Here is a 21,023-nt window from a genome sequence, read left to right on the forward strand (position 1 = left end):
AAAAAATCGTGCTTGCCGACGCGACTGGCGTTGATGAGCCGGTCACGATTCGGGATACAGGCGCGGCAGGGCAGTTGCCCTGGTGGCACTGGCAGGGGTGAGCGGTTTTTCAGCCATGCGCAGGGCCTCCGCCAGCGCTGCACTATTCCATGCATGGGCGGACTGACTGTACAGGGCACGGTTGAGTTGATCGCACTGCGTTTTTACATCGGGTCCTAGTCGTTGTGCCAGTTCATCCAGGCTGGTTGGCGCTTGTTCGGGCCAACGGGCCTGTCCCCAGCGGAGCAGCGTTTCCCGTGTCAGCGCGGCGTTGTTTTGTTCACAGGCGGCCAGCACCTCACGCAATGATGCTGTTGGTGTCGTGGCGGATTGTGGTGATGACTTTTGGGGCGGAGGTGTACGGCGAAGTTTGCGCAGCAACACTAGGGTACTGATCAACCATCCCAAACCGAGTGCCAAGGCGATCCAGAACCAGTGAGAATTGGCTGCTGGCGCGGACGACTGGGGCTCGGCATGGGGCGCGGATTCGATAGCGGGGGCAATCGTGTCGGGCGTGCTGCTGATGCTCGCAGGCGAACCGGCGAGACTGCCGGCGCCAATGTGGAGGGTGCGCGCTGGCAAGGTTACCTGTTCCATGCGGTTGCTCTGGGTGTTCCACCAAGGCAGGGTGATGGCCGGTAACACCAACTCGCCTTCGCGAGTGGGAATCAAGGCGATTTTTTGTTGGCGTATGCCGGTGATGCCCTGGTTGTCGGCCAGATTGTCGACATGGGCCTGATCAGGATAAGTTTTAAAACCGTCGATGGGTTGGGTCATCAGTTCGGGCAATTGCGCGCCAGTCAAACCGGTTGCTTTCAAGGTCAAGGTGCGGGTGATGGGCTCGCCCACTTTAAAATCCGTTTGCGTTGGCCAGTCTTCGCTGATGGTCAACTGACGTGCCGGCAACCAATATTGGCCGTGTGCATTGGCGGGAATGGGCTTGATTGTCAATGCAATCGGGTTGGAGCGAACGCGTTTGCTGACAACATTGCGATCGAACAATCCAAAATTACCCTGACTTTCGATGACTTGTGCGGACACATCGATGGGCGCAATGTTGAGCGAGCCACTTTGCTGGGCAAACACGGCGTATTTGCGCTCGACTACGATATAGCGCCGGCCTTGGCGTTGAGTTTCAAACACTGCATCGTCGCCTAATTTTTCAATGCTGGCATCAGCGCCGCTGATTTTCGGTTCAGTCATGCTGGCACCGTTGATGTTCACCGCGCGATAAAAGCGGATGGTGTAAACCACTTGCGCTTGCACAAATGCGCTGGTTTGATCGACGCGGGCCTCAAGAATGAGATCAGCGCGATTGTCGGCATTGCTGTTGTTGGTCGCTGCCTGATCGACGACTTGCAACTGGGCAGGACGACTTTTATCGCTGCCAAATTGAATCACCGGAATAGTGATAGTTCCCACGCGCTTGGCCATGGCATTGACCGTCCAGCGGGTTTGGCGGGACATGCTGCCGTTAATGATTTGCACGTTCGAACTTTTACCCTGTGACAGAATGTCAAAATCTTTTTGCAGTGGTGTGAAGTCAGGATCATCATCGACATCGCTGCTGGCCTGGAAAATGAGGCTGAACGATTCGTTGAGTTGCACCGGGTTGCGATCGACACTTACCTCAATGCTGGCGGCTTGAGCGACGCCGACGACCAAACTGAAAATCAGCAACAGATTTCTCAAAATGCTTACCATGTTTCTTGCTCTTGCGGTTGATCCGTGGATTGCTGTTGATACTGGTAGAGAAATTTACGACGCAACAAACCACCGGGATCATCGGGAATGCGCCGCAGCCATTGTTCAGTGGCGATGTCTTGCTCCTTGGGCTGGCGGTCATCGGCCAGCGTAGCCTTGTCATCCTGCGGAGCCTTTGCGTTTTTCTCTTGCTGATTTTGAGCGGGATTGTTTTGGTCTCGATTATTTTGTTTCGCGTCCGCAGATGGTTTGGCATTGTCAGGGGACGCGTTGCCTGCCTGATCTTGCTTGTTTTTTTGTGCGCCAGCATCAGCGTTTTGCGATTGGTTTTGATCGGCCTTATCCTGCTGATCGCCTTTGTCGCCTTTGTCGCCTTTGTCGTTATTATCTTGCGATTGCTTTTGGTGCTGTTTTTTCACCAGATCCCGATTGAACTTGGCATCTTGATGTTGAGGATTAAGTTGCAATGCACGATCGTAGGCAGCGATGGCCTGCTCGTACTGGCGCATTTTAGCCAGGGCATTGCCGCGATTGTATTGGGCATCGGCATTGTCGATGCCTTCGAGCAGTTTCGCTGCCTGCGGATAATGTCCTGCGCGATAGTGTGCTGTCGCTTGCCATTGCGGATCGGTGAATGTTTTGGCGGCTTGCTCTGCCTGGCCTTGCTGTAATTGTTTTTCAGCGCGCTGATTATTGTTCAAAAATAAATCCGACAGGGCGGATGCCTGTACCGGAGGTGGTGGCAACAGCACGACCAACACCAGCGCCAGATAGCCACGACGAAATACCAGTGGCGCAATCAACAGCAGCGGCAGTAATAACCAGGGACCGTCTTCCCGCCACAAATCGGCGCGCATTTTTTCCGGTAATTCATTGTTGGCCTGTGAGGGTTGATGAAATCCGGCGGCCAGTTGCTGGATGTCGCTGTCATCGGCGCTGAGTCGTTGATATCGACCATTTCCCTGACTTGCCAACTGCCGCAATGGATGTTCATCCAGTTTGGGGATGACAATTTCACCACGACTGTTTTGTACAAAGCCACCGTTGCTGAGTTTGATCGGTGCGCCGGCAGCGGTGCCTACTGCGAGTACCGACAATGCGTGTGCCTGCTTCGTCAGTTGGGTTAATGTGGGTTGCAATTGTGATTTTTGCACGCCGTCGGTGATTAACAAAATATCTCCGCGAACGACGCCGGCTTGTTGCAGTAACTCACTGGCTTTGGCAACGGCAATGTCAGGACGTGAACCCTGTTGTGGCATCAGTTCAGTTTCCAAACTGTTCACCTGGGCAATAATGGTGTGGGTGTCATCAGTCAGTGGCGAAACGGTGTAGGCGTCAGCCGCGTAGACGATCAATGCCGTTTGGCCTTCGCGGCGAGCGTTGAGAATGTCGATCAATTTCAATCGTGCGCGCTGGAGTCGCGATGGCGCAACATCAGCCGCATCCATGGAGCGTGACAGATCCAGTGCAATCACCAGTGCCGATTGATCACGAAACACCGGCTGTTCGATTTTTTCACAACTTGGACCGGCCAGAGCGAGTATCGCCAGCAATCCACCCAGAGCTACTAATCCCAATGGCCATAAACTGTTTTTTGAGTTTTGTTGCTGGAGAATAAAGGGTAGTAACCGAGAGTCACAAACGCGTTGCCATGTGCTGCTGCGAGTGCGACGAGCAAACAGCCACAGCAACAAGGCCAACGGAATGAGCAACCAAAGTGCTTCGATGCGTAACAGATGGCAGCTATCCATATTTTCTCACCCAGGGGCTTTGCGCAAGCAGCAAGATGGTAGCGAATAGCAACGCCAAGCTCAGTGGATAAATGAACAGTGATTTAATTGGACGGAAAACATGCTGCTCTTTTTCTACGGGTTCAAGTTTGTCGATGATTTGATAAATTTTTTGTAATTCTTCAACATCGCGGGCGCGAAAATATTTGCCACCGGTTTTTTCGGCAATGCCGCGCAAGGTGGTTTCATCCAGATCGGCGGACGGATTGACCCGGCGTGAACCAAATAATGAACGTACAAGCATTTCGTCAGCGCCAATACCAATGGTGTAAATTTTTAATCCTTTTTGCGCAGCCAGTTCGGCGGCCTTCAGCGGGGCAACTTCGCCGGCGGTGTTGGCACCATCGGTGAGCAGTATCATGACTTGTTCGCTGTGATTGCTTTTTTCCAGCCGTTTGACCATCAAGCCAATCGCATCGCCGATAGCCGTTTCGGTACCGGCCAGACCAATGGCTGATTCCATGAGCAGGGTGTAAACCGTCTGCCGGTCAAAGGTCAGTGGCGTTTGCAAATAGGCTTGTCGACCAAACAAAATTAATCCAAGTCTGTCACCAGTACGGTGTTGAATAAAATCACCGGCGATGGCTTTGGTGGCTTGCAGGCGATTAACCGTTTGGCCATTGAGTTCGAAATCGGTTTGCTCCATCGATCCAGACAAATCAATTGCCAGCATCAGGTCACGACCACTGACGGGCAATTGAATCGGATCGCCTTGCCATTGTGGACGTGCGGCAGCGAGCACTAAACAAATCCAGGCCAGCGTTGCCAGCAGCAAAGGCCATCGTGATGTTGCCGTGGGGCGAATCTGCACATCCAGATGGGTTAACTCGTGGATGAATGGCACTTTGAGCGCGGTTTGCTGAGACTGTTTGGCTGGTGGCAGCAGCCAGCGAATCAGTAGCGGCAGTGGCAACAAAGCCAGAATCCAAATCCAGGCAAAGTGAATCATGCTGGTCCTCGATTTTTTTTCTGTAACTGCTTTAGCCAGAGTTCGGTGCTGTCCAGTAACGGCAAGTCGAATTGCGGAATTTGTCTGGCATAGGGGGCGGTCAACAAAAATTGTGCGAGTTCAGCTTCAAACACGGGATGAATCTGGTTGAGAAAATCGATCCACGCCTGGCCCTGCAATCCGGCGACCTGTTCGCGTGGAAAATACAACAGACAAACGCGACGTAGCAAGGTAGACACATCGCTGGCTAGTTGCGCGGCATTGTTGTGTTGTGCAAATGCCTGACGAATGTTGATCAGTTCCTGTTGTGCCAGTTGGTGGACAGCGCGCCGTTGACGCCAGCGGCGCCACAACCAACCCGCTGCGATGAGCAGCAGCACCAACGCCGCCAGCAGATACCAACCGATGGCTGGCGGCCAGGCGCTCACCTCTGCAGGCAGGTGAATATCGCGCAAGGGAAGTTCGTCAGTGTTCATGAGCGTTTGGCGTGGAAAGTATCGACAAGTTTTTGGGTGATGTCGTCGTTGGTGGCGCAATGAATCAGGTGTACGCCGGGAATGCGGGCGATTCGTTCCAGTTGCTCGACCAAGCGTTTAAATTGCAGTTGATGCTGTAGCCGTGTTTTGTCATTGCTGGAGAATCGACTGAATCGTTGTTGCCAGGCGATGGCGTAGTCACCACTGCTGGGCAGATTTTGCTCCAGGGAATCAAAAATGTGGAACAGCACAATGTCGTTATGGCGTGCGAGCTTGCCTATTTGCAGCGACACGGCGGTGTTTAGTTGGCGAAAGTCGCTAAATAAAAATAACAGGCTGCCGGGCTTGGCAACGCGACGCAAACGCATTAAGGCACTGAGTGTGTCGGTGGCTTCAGCAGTGGACGACGTTGATTGCTCGTGAGACCAGCGACTGGCCTCGCTTAATTGTTTAATCCAGTGCAAGGTGGCGTCTTTGCCGTGGTGTGGTCGGCATTCGTAATGTTCAGTGTCACTGAAAATCATGCCGCCAAAACGATCACCATGTTTGGTCGCACTCCATGAAATAAGCGCGGCTGCTTTGGCGGCGACAACACTTTTGAACACTCCGCGGGTGGCAAAAAACATTGAGGGTCGCAAATCTACCCAGCCGATAACGGGACGCTCACGTTCTTCACGGAATAATTTGGTGTGTGCAACGCCGGTGCGCGCAGTGACGCGCCAATCCAGGCTTCGAACATCGTCACCCGGTTGATATTGGCGGGATTCGTCAAACTCCATGCCGCGACCTTTGAATCGCGATGAATAGTTGCCGCTTTGCACCGAGCCAATGCGTTGTTGTTTTAGTTGCAGGCGTTCGCCGGCAGCGCGTAGTGCGATTAGCTGGGACTGGGAGACATAAATCAGCCCGTCACCATCGTCGCTTGGGGGCGGAGTTGTGATGTCGGATTGGCTCATGGTACGGGAACAATATTGATTAATTCGCGGATAAATTTATCGCGGGTAATTCCTTCGGCTTCGGCCTCGTAACTCAGAATGATGCGGTGACGAAGTACGTCGAAAGCCATGGTTTGAATATCATCCGGGGTGACGAAATCCCGACCCTGCAGCCAGGCGTGAGCGCGGGCGCAACGATCAAGCGCGATGGTGGCGCGTGGACTGGCACCGTATTCGATCCACGAAGCCATTTCTTTGCGGAAGCGCTGCGGTTGGCGTGTGCTGACGATAAGTTGCAACAGATAGTGTTCGAGATTGTCAGCCAGGTGTATGTCCAGAATTTCCTGACGAGCAGCAAATAATGTTTGCTGGGAAATTTTATTTTTTGGTGCAGTAGGCGCAGCTTTGGCCTCACCACGCACCAGATGCAGGATTTTTTGTTCGGCTTCTATGTCTGGATAGTCAACAACGACGTGCAGCAAAAATCGGTCAAGTTGTGCTTCAGGCAGGGGATAGGTGCCTTCTTGTTCGATCGGATTTTGAGTCGCCATCACCATGAATAGCGCAGGTAACGAATGCGAGGTGGCACCGACGGTGATTTGCCGTTCTGCCATGGCTTCAAGCAGGGCCGATTGAACTTTTGCTGGCGCACGATTGATTTCGTCGGCGAGGATCAAATTATGGAACAGCGGGCCGCGCTGAAATTGAAAACTGCTGTCCTGGGGGCGAAAAACATCGGTGCCGGTAAGGTCGGCAGGTAACAAATCCGGGGTGAATTGAATGCGATGAAAATCACCTTCGATGGATTCACTTAATACTTTGATTGCTCGGGTTTTGGCCAATCCGGGGGCGCCTTCGACGAGCAAGTGGCCGTCGCATAGCAGGGCGATGAGTAGCCGATCTACCAGTCTTGGCTGGCCTATGATGTGTTGGTTTAAGTGGGTTGCGAGATTTTTGATTTCTGACTGGTGTGACATAGCTTCCTGTTAACTTAAATACTCACTAACTGTTTCAGATAGACACTCAGCGCGCAGACTGGTTCCGTGGATGCTGCGCGTTTGGCGTGGTTCAATATCGGTTTTGCTGCTTCCCGATAGTGCGGATTGGTCATTGCTTTCGAAGAAAAATAGTACCAGAATTGCAACCCCGTGCGCCAATCTCAGGAAGTGATTTTTATGCGGAAATACGCTATTGCGACGACATTTTTTTTGTCTTTATCCTCCTTTTCTGCATTTGCCTGGGAGTTTGACGAACACGCTCTATTGGGGACGCAAGCCTATCAGCAGGCGTGTAGCCGAATGGGGGCGATTGATAAAAAATCCATTTCAACTACCCAGCAGCAGCGGCTGGAACTGGCGTGTATGAAATTGGGCGAAAAATTCTACTACGCCGGCGTATACGGTCGGGCAGCGGCAGTGGCCGGAGATCATGCCTTGACCCCGGATGATTTTTACACGGGTGCGGCCCAGCGCTATGTGGCCAATACGGGCGAATATGGTTTATTGGCGTTGCGAAATAGTAATCATTTTTATCCCTTGGTGACCAACGAATGGAGTATGTATTTCAATCAATCGTTGCACTTGGCGATGGATGCGCAAAGTTTGGTCGGAGCAGAACAGGTGCGCGCATTTGAGCGGATGATGTTTGTCCACGCGTTTTCAAGTCACTTTTATCAGGATGCATTTTCTGCCGGTCACATGGGATTTAATCGTGTGGGCAGTACATCGGCACCGGCGCTGACATTCCATGATTACTGGAATCGGCAGGGGCGGCGGGTAACCAATGGCAAGGGTGAAAGCTGGCTGACTATGGGCGACGGCTGTTTGACCAAGCACAAACAGTGTGAGCAAACCGATCCCAAAGTGTACGAGGCAACGCGTAGCCATGCGGTTAATGGCAATGCAGCGGCGGTGGAATCGTTGCTCAAGGCATTTGTCTATGGTCAGCGTGATGCAGAGCTGGAAATGGATGCCTGGCGGCTTATGCCCAAAAAAGTATTGGTCGCGAAAGATGCGACGATTAACACCATGGTAACGAGTTTCAGTAATCGTCATCAGGAACAGGAGCAGGACGAATATCTGGCCGACATTAACGCCAGTGCCGTTGTGAACACGACCATCGATACCTGGATGCAATTGCCATCGGACAAGGTGTCCGCCGCAAATTGGAATCGCCAGCCCACGTTCATTGGAGTGTCGGTGTACATGGATGATTTATTTGATACGGTTCCCATACGGTTTTATCTGGGCGGTGAATGGTGTGATGGTTCCATTGGTGGTTTTGATGCAGGCTATATTGCGCCCATCAATTCATTGGTGAATCCCCAATTATTGCTTGATGGCATGATTTCTCACGAAGTGGTGTTGGGTGGCTATGGCAATGATGTAACTGCCAGTGGATATGCAGCCTATCGCGCCAATTTGGAACTGGGGCGTTGGTATGTGCGATTCCAGGCGGGGCGCAGTATTTTGGGTGATTATGAAAAAACAATTGGTGAATATTATTCCAGTGTTGGCATTGGTTTCGTGTTGCGTGCTTCGGGTGGCGGCGCTCGATAGTCGTGATGGTTTTGCATTAAGGAGGCATTATGGCTAGACCTGTAACGCCGGCGCTGTCGGTGGATATCATCATTGAACTGCGCGATCGTCCTGATCGGCCAATTGTGTTGATTGAGCGCAAGTATCCACCACCTGGCTGGGCGATTCCTGGCGGTTTTGTGGATATTGGCGAGACTGTGGAACATGCTGCTGTGCGTGAAGCGCAGGAAGAAACAAATTTGACGGTGACGCTTACCCAGTTATTGGGTGTGTACTCTGATCCTCGTCGTGATCCACGAGGCCATACGGTGAGTGCGGTTTATGTTGCTGAAGCAGTTGGCGAACCCACGGCGCAGGACGATGCTCGCCATTTGGCAGTATTTGCGATGGACGAATTGCCATCATTGTTGGCATTTGATCATTCGCAAATTTTGCAGGACTACCTGCATTTCCGCCAAACAGGCGAGTCTCGTTCAGTGCGAAACTGACTGCGAATCAATGTTCGCAGTCAGCTTTGGCGGTTGTTGCACTGCGATGGGATTTGGCCGTCGCAGTCGCTTTTTCATTAATGCGATCCAAGGCATCGTCCCACAGCATGATATCCTGGGTGAAATAGGAAAAACGGCGAGCGTCAGGCTGGCTCTCGTCGTTTGATTTCAGATCGAGGATGTTGAAGGTGCGCAATACGCCGCGGCGTCGATAACCATTATCCAGTCGCGGAACGATTTGGTCGCGCCAGGTACCAAAATTCACATAAGTCAAATTGGTGGTAACGCCGGGAATGTTGGCTTCTTCCTGCAATGGGAAATGGGTATGGCCTTCGCCGTGAATCTGGAATCCATGATCGGTGTAGGGCGGCTGAAAGCCCGGAAATTTACACATGGTGTCGAGCGCTTCAGTCTTTTTGCCGAATTTATTGTCAATCCAATCCATCAGGCGCAACGCATTTAGTACTGTGCCCAGCTCCAAATTCAAGCGTAATGTGCGCATAATGCTGAAGGTGGTGCGCGCGACACGGATAAGCATTCTTCCCATGGTTGAGGCGCTTTTCGCGGTGAAGTCCCAGCTCAGCCAGGTGCGAATGGAGCTTTGCAAATTTTTCTCAATGATTTTGGCGGCATCTTGCTGTTGTTTATCTTCCAGCGAACGCATGCGTTTGGCTTCAAGGATGATGCGTTTTACGGCTAGGTACGATGGGCGGTACAGATCCAGTTCATCCAGGATGCGCGTCAGGCGATCAATGTGAATGTTGTCGGATTTTAGATCCTTTTTGGTGTTGTAGATGAAGCTGGACAGTACGCCGGCAGCGACGCTGTCGCCAAAACAGGCTTCCAGAAATGGTTTGTAGCGTAGCTGCTCCCAGACTTTGGGTTTCCAGCCATCCTTGGTTTTCCAGCCCGGCAGGCCATTGTCGGCTGCAATCGCACGGTTGTTTTGCGCATCGCGCCACTGGCCATGGGTGGTGAAGAAACGAAAACCACGGTCGGCGTAGTAAAACGGAAAGTAGGGTGCCGTGCTTTTATCGCGGAACATTTCCGGATCACCGTACATGCGACCGATGAATTCACGTTCACTATCGCTAATATCTTGCAGACTGATTCCCAGGCCTTGCGCATAAAATTTTGCCAGTGCGTCATTCACCAGCATCAACTCTTTGTCATGATTGCCAAGCAGAATGATCAAGCGGCTGCTGATGTCAGGGGCCTGCTGTTTGAGGCGAGAGTCAAAATTCTTCAGCCTATCGAAAAATCCACGGTGTATGCACAAAATGTCGTCGGTGATGGTGTTAATAATGTCTGCAAACAGCGCGGGGTTTTCTTCTCGCTGCCAGGGATAGAAGTTGTTTTCTGCCCAACGCTGGGTGCGGATGAAATCCAGAAAGTCGCCGTCGATAATGAGTGCGACTTCATTAATGTTGTATAGCTCGGCGGTATCGCCAATGCGGTCGAAAAAATTGTCCCAGACCTCGTCGGTGAGATTTTGCAGTCCAACCGTACCATCGGTGAGATGGATGTCGCTAATGGCGACACATAAGCGGTTGTTGCGTTGAGGGCTGCCGGCGTTGGTCAGTTGTTCATAAATGGAGTGACGTTTTTCCAGCTCGATCTGATCGGCGGAACGGGATGATGTGGGTGTGGCGGTATCTTGCGACATGGGCAACCTCCTTCCGTGGGACGTGATAGGTACGTGCTTTATCGCTTGATGCGTTCTAAATGTCAAGCTAACTGCTTGTTTTGAAGAATATGCGTTCCAAAAAGCAACAACCCGGAACCATTACTGGTTCCGGGTTGTCAACACCTGCGTGCAGAGACCGAAGTCTCAGACGACAAGTCTTACTTCATTGCAGCCAGGAAGTCGGCGATAGAAGCAGCTTGTGCGTCAGTAACGCCAGCAACAGCGCCCTTCATCATAGGAGATTTGCCAGAAGCGCGTTGACCATCACGGATCAGTTTGAACTGATCAACAAGGTACTGCTTCTGTTGGCCAGCCAGACGTGGACCAACGGTGCCCATACCAGTAGGACCGTGGCAGCCAGCGCACTTGGCTTTAAAGGTTGCTTCGTCAGCAGAAGCTGCAGAAGAGAACATCATAGGAGCAGCGATAACAGCTGCAGCAACAACAGCAGAGAATACTTTCATTTTGTGTACCTTCTAATTATTGAATTAAAAGTTATTGGGTAATGACCACGAGCGATAGCTAAAGTCATTGAAGACAATAATAGCGTTGCCCCTCCAGAAAGGTCGACAACGATTCTGACTCAAAATAATCGCTTTGTAAATAAACCAAATTGAGTTACTTGGCGCATTATGAGTGCTACTGGTTAACTTGATGAATTATAAGTATATTTCGTTTTAATTATTAGTTTCAGATTTGGTGTTTTTTGCAATTCATATTGCCGTTGTTTGACGAAATGGGCATGTGCAAACTACGGCCCTGAGTAGTCTTATAATTTGCTTAAGATGCGAGAGTTGATTTTTGATGGTGAGTCGGCGAAATTGGCGGAGATTTATTCATCTGGAGGAAGGAAAATGCGTCGTGTGATGTTCGGTTCGGTGTGTTGTTTGGGAATCATGGGGGGAGCGTGGGCGCAGGTGGAGCTGCCGAAGGCGGCATTGCTGCCTCACTCGTTGGCACAACAGGCAGTGACTGCGGCGGTAGAGCAATGTGAAAAAGACGGATACATGGTTGCCGCGGCAGTGGTGGATCGGTCAGGTGTAGTGGTGGCACAAACTCGGCACTACCGCGCTGGCGCGCATACGGTTGATAGCAGCAAACGCAAGGCCTACACCTCAGCGAGTTTGCGCGAGCCGACGCAAAAGCTGGCACTGCTGGTGGCAAAAACGCCGGCCATACAAAGTTTGCAGCACATGAACGAGCAAGTTTTGCTGTTGGGCGGTGGCTTGCCGATCAAAATGGCCGGTGAGGTGATTGGAGGGATTGGTGTTGGTGGCGCGCCAGGTGCGCAGCTGGACGAGCGTTGTGCGCGTGCTGGTCTGGAATCCATAGGTGCAGATCGATACAGCGAAGAGTAGTCATCATTTCACCCGTCGCAGCGCGTAACGCAGCCAGCGTGTGTTGATTGCGGGATGTGATTGCAGTTGCTGTCGCCAACGAACGCTGTCGGCAGGTTGACGAAGGAAAATGGCAACTCGATTTTCGGTCAGTGGTGTGCTGAGCTGAAAAATATTGGGGTAGTGGGACCATAGTTTTGAGTCGCACAGAGCACCGCAGTTGCGAAATTCTTCGCGAGAAACAAAGTTGCAGATGAGCGTGCCGCGTGGCGTCAAATGTTGATGCAACAGTGACATCCACGAACGATCGGCGGCGATAGCCCGCGAGGGCTCGCCGTCGTCGTCGCCGAAGAGATCGTCAATGATGAGATCAAACGGTGCGCCTTGATAATTTGTCAGCCACTGCTGCGCGTCAGCATGCACAAGCTGTGTATGATCGCCAATGGCGAAAAATTTTTTCGCAACCCGCAGATGAATCCTGTCAATATCCACCCCAACGATTTCCGGGGCATGCAGTACATGTTCGAGTTGGCGAATGACTGCGCCTCCGCCTACGCCGAGCAACAATATTCGCTGAAAGTTTTCGAGTGGTGAAAAAAATACTGGCAGTGACAACAGATCCCACACCTGGCCGCAAAATGGTTTTTGCGGATTGAATTGGCTGTGAAATACACCATTACAGTAGAGCCGGATGGAGTTTCCTGCGGTGCGAACTTCATATTTCTTGTTAGCGGAGCGCGTACTCCAAACAATGGCCAAAGCTGGTTCCTCACAAATTGTTTGCGTGCTGTATGTCGGTTGTGGTGCGAATACATAGGTGACGAAATGGCAGTAAATTGTACTTGGATTAACTCCAAAAGTGTCAAGTTGGGATAAGGTTTGGATAATTTATTGACACTACAATATGTAGGCTTAAATAATCCGACTATATCTGGCTAGTGTCGTTTTGTTTGATGACTGCCAGCGTTAACCGGGAGTAGTGTTGATGTACCGTCATGTAGTGTTGTTGATTGTCGTGTTGTTGCAGTCGTGTGGACAAGGGGAAGATCGTGATGACACGTCGCAAACTGCAGATCAGCCGCCGCGCGTGGAGTTGTTGGGACCTTCGCAGCTAGAGCTGGAGCAAGGTCAAACCTACGTAGAGCCCGGCGTGCAGGTGACGGATGACGAAGATGGTGTGAATCAGCCGGTTTTCACCGTCGAAGGTCAAGTCGATGTCAACGAGCCTGGAACCCATGTGCTGCAATACGTGGCGGTCGATAGTGCAGGCAATGCTTCTGCACCGGTGAGTCGGACCGTATCGGTTTTGCCGTCGACAACTTCCAGCGAGCCGCCTGTTGTGGTTAATGAACCGGTGACTTTGGTGGTCACGCTGGCCGCGCCGGACGCCGTCGAACCGGTGCTTGTTGCGACGACAGCCCCGATAGAAACCATTATTCCCGCGCCAGTGGTTGCGCCAGAGCCGCAAACTCAGCCTGATTTGCCTGTGACGTCGACGCAGACGCCTGCGGTGACTGCGGTTGTTACCGAGGCAGCACCTGCACCGACGCCAGTTGTTGAACCCATTGTGTCAGCCGACCCGGTGATCGTGGTGCAGGTCGAGCCAGCCGTAACCACGGATTCAACGGCGACAGCCGCACCTGCACCTGCAGAGCCAGCACCGACTACGACAAACCCTGTGACGACCACGTCGCCGGACAGTGGCAGCATGACGCCTGCGCCATCCACGCCCAATACTTCGACAACACCGGCACCAACTAATGCGGCCATCACCCTGACCATGCCGGGGGTTTACGCGGGCCATGGTCCGTCTACGTCGCCGATTTACAACTACGGCTCGGCGTTGCAAATGGCTTGGTATTTTTACGAGGCCCAGCGTTCCGGTCCACTGCCCAAGTTCAACGGTGATCTGCCATTGACTGATCCACGTACAGGCGTGCGTTTGCACAATGGTTTTTTGGCCAATCGCATTCCCTGGCGCGGTGATTCTGATCTGCGCGATGGTGCGGATGTCGGTCTGGATTTAACCGGCGGTTGGCACGATGCTGGCGATCACGTCAAATTTGGCCTGCCGATGGCATTTTCTGCCAGCATCTTAGCCTGGGGCGTGTTGGAGTTTGATGACGCGCTGATTGCGACAGATCAGATGAAATGGGCCAAGGATAATTTGCGTTGGGTGGCGGACTATTTCGTCAAGGCGCATCCCAGTGCGAATGTGTTTTATGGTCAGGTGGGAATGGGCGCTACCGATCATTCCATTTGGGGCGCGCCTGAAGTGATGCCGCATCAGCGTCCAGCGTGGAAAATTGATATGCAAATGCCCGGTCCTGATCTGGCGTTGCAGACGTCTGCTGCGTTGACCAGTATTTCCATGGTGTTTCGCCAGGAGGAACCCGAATACGCTCGTGTGTTGTTGCAGCATGCCAAAGAGTTGTACGAGTTCGGCATGGCGACGTTGGGGCCAGCGCCGAATCTAGGTCACTATTCTGATTCCATCGCAGATGCCAAGCAGTATTACGCTTCGCGCAGTGGTGCCAAAGACGATTTGCCGTTTGCCGCAGCTTGGTTGTACAAAGCCACCAAAGATCCTCGCTATCTGCACGATGCTGAAGCGTACTACACGCCGATTGCCGATAACACCGGCCATAAGGGATGGACCTTGGTGTGGGATGACGTGCGCTACGGCGTTTATGTGCTGATGGCCGAAATTTATTCGGATGCGGACTATGTCAAAGACTCGCTAATTGGCAGTCAGCGCGATAATGGTTATTACGATTACAATTTGCATGCGCAGAATTTTCTGAATCACTGGTTGCGCGACGGCGGTATTTATCGCACGCCCGGCGGTATGGCTTGGCTGGCGCCCTGGGCTTCTGCGCGCTACAACACCGCCACTGCATTTTTGGCGATGGTGTATCGCAAACATTTGCAGCAACTCAATGTCGGTCAGCAATTGCAGGAAAATTATTTGCGGTTTGCCACTGAGCAAGTCAACTACGTGTTGGGCGATAATCCGCTGGGCATGAGTTACATGGTGGGTTTTGGTGATAATTATTCACAAGTGGCCCATCATCGTTCGTCGCACGGTTCAACCACTAATTCGCTGAGCAATCCCGCGATACCACGGCACGTGTTGTATGGTGGACTGGCCGGCGGTCCTTCCAAGGCAGACACCTACACCACGGATCGCAGTTCATTTGCGATGACCGAAGTGGCGACCGACATGAATGCCGGTTTCAACGGTGTATTGGCGGCGCTGGTGAGTGCGTATGGAATTGAAGGCAATCGCCCCGATGCAAATTTTCCACCTGCCGGGCCGCATTACGATGAGATTTATCTGACGGCAAAACTGCAAACCAAGCAAGTGTCCGAGTTGGGCTCGGGTGTGTTGGTGACGGTGGTGAATGAAAGTGCCTATCCTCCGCGTCACTCCAATGCGTATCGTTTTCGCTACTTTGTCGATTTGTCCGAAATTTTTCAGGCTGGTTACACGCTTAACGACGTGATTCTGGATGTGTATTGGGACGAAGCGGGCGGTGGTGTGTCACTGCAACGTTGGCAGGATTCGGCCTACATTTTTTATGTGGAAGGCCGATTCGATGGCACGTTTGTCACGCCGTTGGGCAAGGATAAAAAGCAGAAAAATATTGAATTCCTGTTGCGCCTGCCGTGGGTGAGTCGTGGCTGGAATCCGAGTAATGATCCGTCGTATCAGGGACTGGTAGCCAATGTCGCGGTAATGACTGACAAGATTGCGCTGTATGACATGAATCAACCTGCTGGCAAGCAATTAATCTGGGGCAGCGAGCCACCTCCTGGATTGTCGCAAAGCCAGGTGGCGGCTATGCCACCGGTAGCAAGCAGTTCGCAAAATACGGCATCGTTTAGCATTAAACCCAACGTGTACAACAGTTGGACGAATGGCAACTGTGTGAAGTTTGAGATAACCAATACGGGTGCAGTGTCGGGATCACCCGCAGGTTTTCAATTTACCTTGCCCGCATCGGTGGCGATTACCAATGCCTGGAATGGCTTGCTGAGTCGCAGTGGTGACGTGGTTGATGTTCGTTTGCAAAACCTCGGTACGATTGCGCCGGGCGGGATGAACGACAAGTTTGGTTATTGCGCTGCAGCCAACGTTGCACCCAGTATGAGTGTCGCAGGCGCAACGGTGACTGAGTCGCAGGCGCGGTTTGAATACAGCGCGGTTATTCGCAATGCCAATTTTAACGGTTATTGCGCGGACTTTACTGCCAAGAACATTGGGAATGTGGCAGGCACACCTTCGCTGCTGGAATTTGCCATGCCCTCATCGCAGAGCGTGATGTCTGCTACAGGTGGTCAAGTGTCGCAATCGGGCGAGGTGGTCAGGCTGCCGTTGACTGCAGTACCAAGTATTGCCGTAGGTGGCAGTGCTGATGTGGCGAGTGTTTGTGTCGGTGGTGGTATTGTTGCACCGTCGTTTGCGCGGGATGTTGGCGGTGCGTTGTTGTCACCAAGCGTGAACAGTTTTTCTGCCTATGCCGATGTTTACAGCCAGTGGGCGACAGGGTATTGCGTGAATATTTACATCACCAATACTGGCAGCTCAACGGCGACACCACGCTATCTGGGAATGGGGTTGGACAGTGCCACCGTCATCAGTAATAGCTGGAATGGCACCATTAGTCGTGAGGCTTCGCAGTTGCTGGTCGCTTTGCCGACGGCGATTAAGTCGTTATTGCCGGGTGAAAGTCGCAAGGATTTTGGTTTTTGTACCGCCGGCAGTGGCCAGCCTAGTGCGGTGTTAGCCAGATAAATTCATTGCGTTTTAAGGGGTTATTGATTTTATCAAGCCATGATGTTCTCCTGAAGTAATTTGGATTTTGGGTCGTTATAACTCGCATAACGGGCATCCTGTTGGGGAAACGGTGGGTATAGCGACCAATCAACTTGGCAGTCACGGTCAGGAACATGTAGATCCGTCCAAGTTAGCATACATAAAACAGCAGCAATTGCGGATGTTGTACGGCAATCTGCCGGCGGCGTTGCTCGCCAGCGTGCTCAACGGCTTGATTGCTGCCTTTGTGCTTTGGGGGGAAGTGGATCAGGGTTGGTTGACGACCTGGATTGTTGTGCTGCTCTTCATTTTGGGAATTCGCACGGCCATTTATGCGATGTTTCGCCGTCACCAAGATAACGACCCAAAGCATAATCGGTGGGTAATTTTGCATAGGGTGGGGGTGATTGTCTCTGGCCTGGTCTGGAGCAGTTTGCCGCTGCTGTTTTTCGATAAGGTTGGCACCGAAGGCCAGATGTTTATCGCCTTCGTGATGGCTGGGATGTGCGCCGGGGCAGCCACCACACTGTCGTACCATATGCCATCGTTGGTGGCATTCATTACCATTCTTCTTGCGCCGCTCGGGTTTGAGTTGCTGTCCATGCAGACAGTGACTGGCTTCGGTATGGCGTTAATGACGGTTATTTTCTGGTTGGGTTTGTTCACCAGTGCTCAACGCTGGAATCTGAACGAGTACATTAGTTTTTCTGAACGCTATGACAGCATGTTGCGCGAGCGAGTGCTGGAGGACAATCAGGTGCGTATCCAGACCTTGATCGACTCCGCACTGGACGGCATTGTCATGACTGACGTGAATGGCGCAATCAAGGTTTTCAACCCTGCGGCAGAGAGAATGTTTGGCTATACCCGTGATGAAGCGTTGGGAGCCAATGTGGTTCTGCTGATGCCAGACAATTATGCCGCCCAGCATGATCAGTATTTGCACGCGCACACAAAAGGAAGAAGTTCCTCAATGCTAGGCGTGGCCCGCGAACTTCACGGGCGGCGAAAAAACGGCGATATTTTCCCACTGGAAGTTAATCTGTCAGAAATGATCATTCACGGCCAGCGGATGTTTTCGGCTATTTTGCGTGATGTGACCCAGCGACAAAAACTCGAAAAGGAATTGCGCGCAGCAACTCGCATGGCCCAGGACGCCAATCGGGCCAAATCAGAGTTTTTGTCTGGGCTGAGTCATGAGATCAGAACGCCGATGAATGCCATCGTTGGTTTTGCTGATTTGCTGCATCACGATGATCGCATGACGGATGATCAACAAGACTATGTTGAGGAAATAAAACGCGCAGGTGGACATTTGATTGATCTCATTAGTGACGTATTGGATCTGTCAAAAATTGAGGCCGGAAAAATAAAATTGGACATGGCGAGTATCGATGTCCTAAAGCCTGTGACGGATGCTCTTTCGTTAGTAAAGCACCTAGCGCAGGCAAGACAAATTGCTGTGCATACGACCTTGCCTGAAGCAGGGCAGGTTTTTGCCTATGCCGATGCTACACGATTAAAGCAGGTTGTTTTAAATTTATTGTCAAACGCGATCAAGTATAACCACGAAGGTGGTAAAATATTTGTGACTTGCGAATATCTGGCTGGTGATGGCGTAAGTATCGCTGTACGAGATACTGGCTGGGGGATTGATGAAGAACAGCAAAAGAAGCTCTTCAAGCCGTTTGAACGGCTGGGGGCTGAAGGAACAAAAATAGAAGGAACCGGGTTGGGTTTGATGTTGAGCAAACACTTTGTGGAAGTGATGGAAGGCCAGTTGTCGCTCAGAAGCAAGGTCGGTGAAGGGACTGTCTTTACTGTCATTCTACGGTCAGCACAAGATTCAGATGTTTGATATAAAAAATGGGGTTTAGCATTTTTATGTGAACTCGATATAGGTTTTTTAATCCCGCTATAGTTGCCATTTTATCGTGAAAACAGATACGTTTTATTCTGCTGGAGTTTCGACAGATCCAAAAAATTTACAACAAGTGATTTTGCTCGAGCAAGTTCAAATGTTGTATAGGGCTTTGCCTTTTTCGCTGCTTATAACCCTGTTTAATTCAAGTGTATTGGTTTGGATTCTTAGCTCATCCAGTGAAAATGACGCGTTGGTATGGCTGTGGCTGGTGGCGATGTATGTTGCGGTGCTTGTCCGGTCACTGATTGCTTGGAAATATTTTCGCCTTCAAGATAAAGGCAGTGCAGATAACAAATATTGGCATAGGCGATTTGTTGTTGGTCTGTCTTTTACCAGTGTTGTCTGGGGTAGCGCTTCGCTGTTGCTGTTCACCAATGAGTTAAGTGATCAGGTATTTCTGGCGTTTGTGATTGCAGGCATGGTTGCTGGTGGACTGGCGTCATTATCGGCGTCGATCGTTGCCTATCGTTGGTATGTGGCGCTGTGTTTGACGCCGTTGTTTTCTCAATTTCTATTTGTGGGTTCGCCGACGGCGATTGCGATGGCTGCCATGACGTTGGCGTTTGGTGCTGTTGTGTTAAGCAATGGTCGGCAGATATATTTCCGGTTTGTTGAGAATATCAGTTTGCGCTACGAGGCATTGGAGAGGGAGCAGCAATTGATTGCCTCCAAGCAGGACCTGATCAATATTTTTAACGGCGTAAACGAAGGGATATTGGTGATAGATCTTGAGGGGCGTCTGATGCAGGCGAATCCGCGAGCGCTTTCGTTGTTGGGTATTGATGAGGCTGAACTGCTCAATGATTCTGTGTCCAAGCTACTGACCGCCAAGATAGACGACAAAATGGTTTTGCCGATGTATTGGCATCGGGTAGTTACAAAACATGAATCGGTGACATTCAATTGGATGCTGAAGCATCACAAAACGGGTGAATTACTGGATATTGAATTGTCATTACAGCGGATGAGACTGGGGCAGGGCGATGTGGTTCTTGCCAATGTTCATGATATTTCGGAAAGTAAAAAAATCGAGCGCATGAAAAATGAATTCGTTTCAACAGTGAGTCATGAACTGCGTACACCGTTAACCGCCATTCGTGGCGCATTGGGTTTGCTGCAGGGGAAGGTGGTGCTGGCCGATGCGGATAAAGAACGCCTGACCGAAGTGGCGGATAGAAATGCGCAACGACTTTCCATGCTGATTAACGATATTCTGGACGTGGAAAAAATGGCATCTGGCAAGATGAGCATGTCCCTGGCAGATCATTTTCTGGTTGAATTGCTGGAGCAATCTCTGGAGGCCAATCAGGGGTATGCCACCAACTATAACGTAGAAATGCAGCTGCAAAATGCGGTGCCGACCGCACTGAAGGTACGGGTGGATCCTGGACGGTTTTTGCAGGTCATGGCGAATTTGTTGTCCAATGCGATTAAATTTTCGCCACCACAGGGATGTGTGCTGGTACAGACCGAGTTGAACGATGCTCGAGTCAAAATTTCAGTTATTGACAACGGACCGGGTATTCCGCTGGAGTTCCAATCCAAAATTTTTGGCAAGTTCGCTCAGGCCGACACCTCGGCCACCCGCGGGCGGGGCGGGACGGGATTGGGACTGAATATTTCTCAGGGCATCGTGCAGCGGCTGGGCGGCGAAATTGGTTTTACCAGTCAGCCAGGGCAGGGGGCGTGTTTCTACTTTTACCTGCCGGTTCTCCAAGGCTAGAGAGTTTTTGTTGTAGCCACTCGACCCTTCTGGGGCAAATTTGATACTATCTGCGCCCTTTAATCGCTATCCATCACGCATTCGTCGCCAGAGGTGAACATGTCTGACATCAAAAAGGTCGTTTTAGCCTATTCCGGGGGCTTGGATACCTCCATTATCCTGAAGTGGTTGCAAGACGAATATCATTGCGAAGTGGTGACCTTCACCGCCGATATCGGCCAGGGTGAAGAGGTAGAACCAGCGCGCGCCAAGGCTAAGGCCATGGGAATCAAGGAAATTTTCATTGACGACCTGCGTGAAGAGTTTGCCCGTGATTTCGTGTACCCCATGTTCCGCGCCAATGCAGTTTATGAGGGCGAGTACCTGCTGGGAACGTCCATTGCCCGTCCGCTGATCGCCAAGCGCCAGATTGAAATTGCCAAAATGACCGGCGCAGACGCGGTGTCGCACGGTGCAACCGGCAAGGGTAACGACCAGGTGCGTTTTGAACTGGGTTATTACGCACTGAAGCCTGACGTGCGTGTAATTGCTCCCTGGCGTGAATGGGATCTGACTTCCCGTGAAAAACTGCTGGATTATGCTGAAAAGCACGGCATTGCCATTGAGAACAAGAAA

16 protein-coding genes are annotated in these 21,023 nt (G+C 51.5%); 7 read left to right on the forward strand and 9 right to left on the reverse strand.

Annotated elements, in window-relative coordinates; all coding sequences use genetic code 11:
• Nucleotides 1-42: 42 nt before the first annotated feature.
• The 6 genes from OEW58_03455 to OEW58_03480 are packed head-to-tail and all read right to left on the reverse strand — an operon-like array spanning nucleotide 43 to nucleotide 6,870.
• The gene (locus OEW58_03455; protein MDH5300400.1) at nucleotides 43-1,743 is read right to left on the reverse strand and encodes a BatD family protein; all 1,701 of its coding nucleotides are present in this window, start codon (nucleotides 1,741-1,743) and stop codon (nucleotides 43-45) included.
• Entirely contained in the window at nucleotides 1,737-3,494 is a 1,758-nt protein-coding gene (locus OEW58_03460; protein ID MDH5300401.1) for a VWA domain-containing protein, read from the reverse strand. Before OEW58_03460 ends, OEW58_03455 begins: the two co-directional genes overlap by 7 nt.
• Nucleotides 3,487-4,482 carry a VWA domain-containing protein gene (locus tag OEW58_03465; protein ID MDH5300402.1) on the reverse strand — a complete coding sequence of 332 codons (996 nt, stop codon included), beginning with the start codon at nucleotides 4,480-4,482 and terminating at the stop codon, nucleotides 3,487-3,489. The genes OEW58_03460 and OEW58_03465 overlap by 8 nt, the downstream gene beginning before the upstream one ends.
• On the reverse strand, nucleotides 4,479-4,958 hold the full coding sequence (locus OEW58_03470; GenBank protein MDH5300403.1) for a DUF4381 domain-containing protein: 480 nt from the start codon (nucleotides 4,956-4,958) through the stop codon (nucleotides 4,479-4,481). The genes OEW58_03465 and OEW58_03470 overlap by 4 nt, the downstream gene beginning before the upstream one ends.
• The gene (locus OEW58_03475) at nucleotides 4,955-5,914 is read right to left on the reverse strand and encodes a DUF58 domain-containing protein (GenBank protein MDH5300404.1); all 960 of its coding nucleotides are present in this window, start codon (nucleotides 5,912-5,914) and stop codon (nucleotides 4,955-4,957) included. The genes OEW58_03470 and OEW58_03475 overlap by 4 nt, the downstream gene beginning before the upstream one ends.
• Complete coding sequence (locus tag OEW58_03480; protein MDH5300405.1) at nucleotides 5,911-6,870, reverse strand: MoxR family ATPase; 960 nt, start codon at nucleotides 6,868-6,870, stop codon at nucleotides 5,911-5,913. The genes OEW58_03475 and OEW58_03480 overlap by 4 nt, the downstream gene beginning before the upstream one ends.
• 198 nt (nucleotides 6,871-7,068) lie before the next feature.
• On the opposite strand from OEW58_03480, the gene OEW58_03485 reads away from it, so the two are divergent.
• Both OEW58_03485 and OEW58_03490 read left to right on the forward strand, forming a co-directional pair.
• A complete protein-coding gene (locus OEW58_03485; GenBank protein MDH5300406.1) occupies nucleotides 7,069-8,451 on the forward strand; it encodes a hypothetical protein in 1,383 nt (460 codons plus the stop codon).
• Nucleotides 8,452-8,480: 29 nt separating this feature from the next.
• Nucleotides 8,481-8,918 carry an NUDIX hydrolase gene (locus OEW58_03490; protein MDH5300407.1) on the forward strand — a complete coding sequence of 146 codons (438 nt, stop codon included), beginning with the start codon at nucleotides 8,481-8,483 and terminating at the stop codon, nucleotides 8,916-8,918.
• Between the two features lie 7 nt (nucleotides 8,919-8,925).
• On the opposite strand, the gene OEW58_03495 is transcribed toward OEW58_03490, so the two are convergent.
• Both OEW58_03495 and OEW58_03500 read right to left on the reverse strand, forming a co-directional pair.
• A complete protein-coding gene (locus tag OEW58_03495) occupies nucleotides 8,926-10,584 on the reverse strand; it encodes a hypothetical protein (protein MDH5300408.1) in 1,659 nt (552 codons plus the stop codon).
• 179 nt (nucleotides 10,585-10,763) lie between these two features.
• Nucleotides 10,764-11,069: a c-type cytochrome gene (locus OEW58_03500; protein ID MDH5300409.1), complete on the reverse strand. Its 306-nt coding sequence runs from the start codon at nucleotides 11,067-11,069 to the stop codon at nucleotides 10,764-10,766.
• Nucleotides 11,070-11,459: 390 nt separating this feature from the next.
• Between OEW58_03500 and OEW58_03505 the strand changes: the two genes are divergently transcribed.
• The gene (locus OEW58_03505; GenBank protein ID MDH5300410.1) at nucleotides 11,460-11,963 is read left to right on the forward strand and encodes a heme-binding protein; all 504 of its coding nucleotides are present in this window, start codon (nucleotides 11,460-11,462) and stop codon (nucleotides 11,961-11,963) included.
• Between the two features lie 3 nt (nucleotides 11,964-11,966).
• Here OEW58_03505 and OEW58_03510 read toward each other — a convergent pair whose 3' ends face one another.
• The gene (locus tag OEW58_03510) at nucleotides 11,967-12,701 is read right to left on the reverse strand and encodes a hypothetical protein (GenBank protein ID MDH5300411.1); all 735 of its coding nucleotides are present in this window, start codon (nucleotides 12,699-12,701) and stop codon (nucleotides 11,967-11,969) included.
• A gap of 226 nt (nucleotides 12,702-12,927) precedes the next feature.
• Here OEW58_03510 and OEW58_03515 point away from each other — a divergent pair, with 226 nt between their 5' ends.
• The 4 genes from OEW58_03515 to OEW58_03530 all read left to right on the forward strand — a co-directional run.
• A complete protein-coding gene (locus tag OEW58_03515; protein ID MDH5300412.1) occupies nucleotides 12,928-16,740 on the forward strand; it encodes a glycoside hydrolase family 9 protein in 3,813 nt (1,270 codons plus the stop codon).
• Between the two features lie 112 nt (nucleotides 16,741-16,852).
• Entirely contained in the window at nucleotides 16,853-18,619 is a 1,767-nt protein-coding gene (locus OEW58_03520) for a PAS domain-containing sensor histidine kinase (GenBank protein ID MDH5300413.1), read from the forward strand.
• A gap of 217 nt (nucleotides 18,620-18,836) precedes the next feature.
• On the forward strand, nucleotides 18,837-20,408 hold the full coding sequence (locus OEW58_03525) for an ATP-binding protein (protein ID MDH5300414.1): 1,572 nt from the start codon (nucleotides 18,837-18,839) through the stop codon (nucleotides 20,406-20,408).
• 99 nt (nucleotides 20,409-20,507) lie between these two features.
• Nucleotides 20,508-21,023 (forward strand): argininosuccinate synthase (locus OEW58_03530; protein ID MDH5300415.1); only part of this gene is annotated, 516 nt, incomplete at its 3' end.

Source organism: Gammaproteobacteria bacterium (assembly GCA_029884425.1).
Classification (GTDB): Bacteria; Pseudomonadota; Gammaproteobacteria; order S012-40; family S012-40; genus JAOUHV01.